The organism is Mesorhizobium sp. M7A.F.Ca.CA.002.09.1.1 (assembly GCF_003998555.1).
GTDB classification, from domain to species: Bacteria; Pseudomonadota; Alphaproteobacteria; order Rhizobiales; family Rhizobiaceae; genus Mesorhizobium; species Mesorhizobium ciceri.
The window spans coordinates 1-5,601 of record NZ_RZRR01000318.1 but is presented as its reverse complement, the minus strand read 5'-3'; the positions used below and the strand labels follow the sequence as shown (position 1 = coordinate 5,601).

Below are 5,601 nucleotides of genomic sequence, written 5' to 3'. Positions count from 1 at the left end.
GTTCGCCGCCATCGTTCCGGCAACGCCCGACGACAGCACATGAGTCGTCGACACCGGCAGTCCCAGCCGATCGGCCATGCCGATGGTCACCATCGCCACGAGTTCGGCCGCCGCACCCTGGCCGTAGGTCAGATGGCTCTTGCCGATCTTCTCGCCGACCGTGACGACGATGCGTTTCCAGCCGACCATGGTGCCGAGGCCGAGCGCCAGCGCGACGGCGACCTTCACCCAGATCGGGATGAACTTCGTCGCGTTGTCGACGGCCTTGTGATAGTCGGTGACCGCTTTCAGATCGGCCGCCTCCATCGGCAGCAGCTGCTTCTTGTCGATCAGCTTGAGCGCTTCGCCGATCAAATAGATGTCGTTGCGGGCGTTGCTGACCAGATCGGTCGGCACCGTCTCGACCGAGGCATAGGGCTGCAGGCCAGCCGTCGTGTTGTGGATGTAGGTCTGCAGCGCAACCGTCGTCTGGTCGCTCCATGTCCTGGTGCGCACGGCATCCTGGACGGCGGCCTTGGCATCGGCGACGGTGACGCCGGGCTTGGCATATTTGCCCAGCGCCGTTTCGACGCTGACCGAAGCAGACTTGTAGGCTTCGAGATAGTTGATGTCGGGGGTGCGGTTCAGCGCATACGCCGTCGGCACGACGCCGATCAGGATCAGCATGATCAGGCCCATGCCCTTCTGTCCGTCATTGGAGCCGTGCGCAAAGCTGACGCCGGTGCAGGTGAAGATGAGCAGGCCACGGATCCACCATGGCGGCGGCGTGTTGCCCTTCGGCGCCTCGTAGAGCGCCGGATTGCGCACCAGCAGCTTCATTACATAGAGCAGGATCGCCGCGGCGAAGAAGCCGATGATCGGCGACACCAGCAGGGTGACGCCGACATTGGTCGCCTGCGACCAGTCGACGCCGCTGGTGGCGCTGCCGGCGGGCGCCATGAACTGGTTGGCAAGGCCGACGCCGATGATCGAACCGACCATCGTGTGCGAGCTCGACGCCGGCAGTCCGAGGAACCAGGTGCCGAGATTCCACAGGATCGCCGCCACAAGCAGCGCGAACACCATGGCGAAGCCCGAGGACGAGCCGACCTGCAGGATCAGCTCGACCGGCAGCAGCGACAGGATGCCGAAGGCGACCGCGCCGCTGGAGGTGAGAACCCCGAGGAAATTGAAGGCGCCCGACCACATGACGGCGAATTCGGCCGGCATCGAGCGCGTGTAGATGACCGTCGCCACCGCATTGGCGGTGTCATGGAAGCCGTTGACGAACTCGAAGCCGAGCGCGATCAGCAAGGCGATGCCAAGCAGGATCCACGGCACGGTCTTGGCCACCGCAAGATCCTGGCTGAGCGCGTAGCCGACATAGGCGATGCCGACGAGCACCAGCACGCCGAAGGCCGGCAGGAACCACTTCGCGCTGCCCGATTGATCCAGCGGATGATCCGGTCTCGGAATGCCCGCCTCGCTAGAAACTATGTCCACCATGTCCCACTCCAGATGCATTGCAGCAAAGAACTGGGAAGACGCTATGTCCGCACGATGAACCCTGTGTGACGCCGGCGAACGCCGCGTTCACGAACAGGCCTGCCGAAAAGCGGGTGGGCGGCGCCTATTTGGCAATCTCGAGCAGCGACGATACCAACAACTGGCGCTCGTCTTTCGACAGGACATCCGAATCGAAGAGGTTCATGCTGCGCAATCCCTCGATGGCGAGATAGCAGATCAACAGCGATTTGAGATCCGGCGTCTCGCCCTTCAGCCGCTCGAAAAGCTGCCGCTTGAAGGTCTTTATCGGCATCATGAAATCGGGATCCTCGGCGATGGCCGAGAAGATCCAGGACGCCGACGGCTGCTTTTCCTCGCAATCATTGGCCGACAGCCTGATGTAGACGGCCAGGGGATTTTCGTCCTTGTCATTTGTGCTGGCGGCTTCCAGCGCGTGCTCGAACTCGCGCAGATAGCCTTCGACCAAACCTTGCATCAATTTGGCCTTGGTCGGGAAATTGTAGAGGAGCCCTCCCTTCGACACGCCGGCACGGCTGGCGACGGCATCCAGCGACAGGCTGCCTGGTCCGGATTCCCGGGCAACATCAGCCGCCGCGGCGAGAATCTTCTCGCGCGAATTCGGTCTTTGGGCTCTCATGGTGCCTCCCATCGCAAGCTTAGGCCCAATTGACAAGACCGTCCAGACGGTACAGGAAGACCGCCATTATTTGAAATCGGGACCCGCAGTCGGTATGTGTCCCGATATCCGCGCTTCGCGCCGGATTTCGACTGAGGGGACTTCCTTGTTCAAGCGCATACTCCGTATCTTTATCATTGTTCTGGTTCTGGCCCTGCTCGTCGTCGTGGTCGGCGGCATCGTCGGCTTCAACTTCCTGCGCGACAACGGCATCAAGCAGTACTTCGCATCGATGAAGCCGCCGGCGGCAACCGTTTCGACGACCATCGCCAAGCCTTCGGCCTGGACGCCAGGCGTCGAGGCGATCGGCACGGTCAAGGCGGTGCGCGGTGTCGACCTGACGGTCGAGACTACCGGTATCGTCAAGGACATCCTTTTCCATGCCAACCAGAAGGTGGCGGACAATGCGGTTCTGCTGCAACTCGATGACGCCGTCGAGCGCGCCGACCTCGATGCACAGAAGGCGCAGGCCGCGCTAGACCAGACCTCACTTGCCCGCGCCATCGAACTGACCAGGCGTGGCGTTGGCTCCGACTCGACGCTGGACACGGCGCGTGCGGCGGCCTCGGCCTCGGCATCCCAAGTCACCAAGCTGCAGGCCGTGCTCGACCAGAAGCAGCTGACGGCGCCTTTCGGCGGCACGGTGGGTATCCCGAAGATCGATGTCGGCCAGTATCTGGCGCCCGGCACCGCCGTGGTGACATTGCAGGACCTCGACACGATGCGGGTCGATTTCACGGTTCCCGAACAGCAACTCGCCTTGCTCAAGATCGGCCAGACGATTCGATTGGGCTTTGGCGGCGAGGACAGGCCATTCGCAGGCGCCATTCGTGGCATAGACCCGAAGATCGACTCGTCCAGCCGGCTGGTGAACATCCGGGCGGAAGTCGCCAATCCCGATGGCAAGCTGACCCCCGGCCAGTTCGTGCAGGTGCGTGTCGAGCTGCCCGAAGAGCAGAACGTGCTGACCCTGCCGCAGACGGCGCTGACGACAAGTCTCTATGGCGACTACATCTTCGTGGTGCAGCCAGCCAAGCCCGCCGAGACAGCGCCAGCTGCCAAGCCGGAGGAAAAACCCGCTGCGCCGGCAGCCGACAAATCGGCTGACGCCAAGCCTGCGGACACCAAGCCGGCCGATGCCATGAAGCCGGCGGCTGATGCAGCCAAGCCTGCCGCCGATGCGGCAAAGCCAACTGACAAGGCTGCCGATGGGGCCAAGCCGGCGGCGGAAGGTGACAAGCCCGCGCTCGTGCTGTCGCAGGTGTTCGTCAAGCCCGGCCGCCGCAATCAAGGCATGGTCGAGATCGTCGAGGGGCTGAAGGCCGGCGACGAGGTCGTCACCGCCGGTCAGAACCGCCTCTTCAACGGCATGTCCGTCGTTGTGGACAACACCATCGACCCGACCAAATCGGCGAACAAGCAGGCCGACCAGCAATGAGCTTTTCAGATCTCTTCATTCGCCGGCCTGTTCTTTCGACGGTCCTTGCTTGCATGATCCTGCTCCTGGGTTTCCAGGGCATCTTCAATCTGTCGATCCGGCAGTATCCGAAGGTCGATGAAACGGCCATCACGATCACCACGGCCTATCCAGGCGCCAGCGCCGATCTGATCCAGGGCTTCATTTCCGCCCCGATCGCCCGCGCCGTCGCCTCGACCGAAAACATCGACTACGTCACCTCGTCCAGCCGCCCGTCCTCCAGCACCGTGACGGTGCAGATGAAGCTCGGCTCGAACCCCGACGTCGCGCTGACCGAAGTTCTGTCCAAGGTCCAGGGCGTGCGCGGCACTTTGCCGGACGCGTCGAAGGACCCTGTCATCGTCAAGGGCACCGGCCAGCAGTTCGCGATGATGTACATCTCGATGCAGAATCCGAACATGACGAAGGAGCAGCTGACGGAGTATATCGAGCGCGTCATCAGACCGCGCATGTCGACGGTCGAAGGCGTCGCCGACGTGCAGATCTTCGGCGCCCAGGAATACTCGATGCGCGTCTGGATCGATCCGGTCAAACTTGCAGCGCGCGGCGTGACCGCCTCCGAACTGCTGACGGCGATCAACAATTCCAACTTCCTGTCGGCGCCCGGCAACACCCAGAACGAGTATGTCGTTTCCTCGATCACCGTGCGCTCGACATTGCAGACGCCGGAGGCATTCGCCGAGCTGCCGCTGCGCTCGACCGACGGCAATGTGGTGCGGTTGCGCGACGTGGCTCGCGTCGAACTCGCCGCCGAGAACACCGATACCAGGGTCTCGTTCAACGGCAAGCCAGGCACCTTCCTCGCCATCTTCCCGACGCCGGCGGCCAATCCGCTGACCACGGCGGCTGCGCTCACCAAGCTGGTGCCGCAGATTCAGGAGACACTGCCGAAAGGCATGACGATCGAGGTCGTCTACGACGCGACCGGGCAGATCAGCGCCTCGATTGAAGAGGTGTTCAAGACCATCGGCGAGGCGGTTGCCATCGTCGTCGTCGTCATCCTTCTGTTCCTTGGCTCCTTCCGGTCGGTGATGATGCCGATCATCACCATCCCGTTGTCGCTGATCGGCGTCTGCTTCCTTTTGTTCGCGGTTGGCTACTCGATCAACCTTCTGTCGCTGCTGGCCATGGTGCTGGCGATCGGCCTGGTCGTCGACGACGCCATCGTGGTGGTGGAGAACATCCATCGTCACATGGAAGAAGATCACATGTCGCCGATGCAGGCTGCGTTCAGCGGTATGCGCGAAATCGCATCAGCCATCGTTGCCATGACCATGACGCTGGCCGCCGTGTTCGCACCGCTGGCATTTACCGGCGGCCTGACCGGCGCGCTGTTCCGTGAATTCGCGGTCACGCTCGCCGGCTCGGTGGTGCTGTCGGGTGTCATCGCCATCACCATCACCCCGATGATGTCGGCACGCCTCTTGAAGTCCGGCACGCCGGGCCGTTTCCAGCGCATTGTCGACGGCACCTTCGCGCGCGTCGAGCATGTCTATGAACGCGCCGTCACCGGATCGCTGAACTATCGCCCGTTGACGTTGATCATCGTGCTTGCGCTTGTCGGCGTCACCGGCTTCATGTTCACCAAGACCTCGAGCGAACTTGCGCCGGAAGAGGACCAGGGCTTTCTGCTCTCGATTGTGACGGCGCCGCGTTATGCGACGTCCGATTATACCGAGACATACGTCAACCAGATCCTCGGCCTGGTGAAGGATATTCCCGAAACACGGGCGCAGTTCTCGGCCGTCGCCTTCGGCGGCACGACAAACAGCGCCTTCGTCGGCTATGCCTTCAAGGACTGGGCGGAACGCAAGCGCAATTCGAAGGAACTGCAGGCTGACATTACGGCCCGTATCGCCAAAGTGGCCGGTGTCGAGGCCTTCGTCTTCGCACCGCCGACGCTGCCGGGCTCCGGCGGCGGTGCGAAGACGAAGGCATCGAC

At 62.7% G+C, this 5,601-nt stretch carries 4 protein-coding genes; 2 read left to right on the top strand and 2 right to left on the bottom strand.

Going from position 1 to position 5,601, the window contains the following annotated elements:
* Together EN994_RS15680 and EN994_RS15675 are read right to left on the bottom strand one after the other, a co-directional pair.
* The coding region (locus tag EN994_RS15680; protein WP_164745945.1) for an inorganic phosphate transporter at positions 1 to 1,485 on the bottom strand (1,485 nt) is incomplete at its 3' end.
* 124 nt (positions 1,486 to 1,609) lie between these two features.
* Entirely contained in the window at positions 1,610 to 2,143 is a 534-nt protein-coding gene (locus tag EN994_RS15675) for a TetR/AcrR family transcriptional regulator (protein ID WP_024503025.1), read from the bottom strand.
* A 145-nt stretch (positions 2,144 to 2,288) separates the two neighbouring features.
* On the opposite strand from EN994_RS15675, the gene EN994_RS15670 reads away from it, so the two are divergent.
* Complete coding sequence (locus EN994_RS15670; protein ID WP_013529307.1) at positions 2,289 to 3,620, top strand: efflux RND transporter periplasmic adaptor subunit; 1,332 nt, start codon at positions 2,289 to 2,291, stop codon at positions 3,618 to 3,620.
* Positions 3,617 to 5,601, top strand: a 1,985-nt coding sequence (locus EN994_RS15665; protein WP_164745944.1) for an efflux RND transporter permease subunit, incomplete at its 3' end; no start/stop codon positions are given. The genes EN994_RS15670 and EN994_RS15665, both read left to right, overlap by 4 nt.

Bases quoted from the DNA above. Each gene is read 5' to 3' on its own strand.
- EN994_RS15675 (WP_024503025.1), bottom strand. From the start codon at position 2,143: ATGAGAGCCCAAAGACCGAATTCGCGCGAGAAGATTCTCGCCGCGGCG.